A 476-nucleotide genomic window follows, 5' to 3' on the forward strand; every position below is an offset into this window, starting at 1 on the left:
TGATTTTTGCTAAAAGCAAAATATCTTTCCTTATTTGCTACCTTTATTTCACTTGTTTACACAAGATCAGCTTAAAGGAATATTCTAAAACGCAATTTCGTTTCGGTATCCAGTTTTCAAGGTGCAAAGCTGTGTGATTATCAATCAACTCCTGAAGAGTTGATGATCTCCAAACGGTTATAGATGAAATTGTAATTGGTGGAGCCAAGCGGGATCGAACCGCTGACCTCCTGCGTGCAAGGCAGGCGCTCTCCCAGCTGAGCTATGGCCCCTCACAAGTTCCATCAAAACTGAACAAATGGAATGATGATTTATTGAAGCTTATGCTTCATATTTGAATGTTTCCGTTGCAGGAAACGATTCTCCATAGAAAGGAGGTGATCCAGCCGCACCTTCCGATACGGCTACCTTGTTACGACTTCACCCCAATCATCTACCCCACCTTCGGCGGCTGGCCCCTTGCGGTTACCTCACCG

Annotated in this window: 1 tRNA gene and 1 rRNA gene; both read right to left on the bottom strand. The window is 44.5% G+C overall.

Annotation, left to right across the window (positions count from 1 at the left end):
- Positions 1-196 precede the first annotated feature (196 nt).
- Positions 197-272, bottom strand: a tRNA-Ala gene (locus ACN6NF_RS25695).
- Between the two features lie 98 nt (positions 273-370).
- Positions 371-476 (bottom strand): 16S ribosomal RNA (locus ACN6NF_RS25700); the annotation flags it as partial.

The organism is Paenibacillus sp. TSM33, assembly GCF_056099025.1.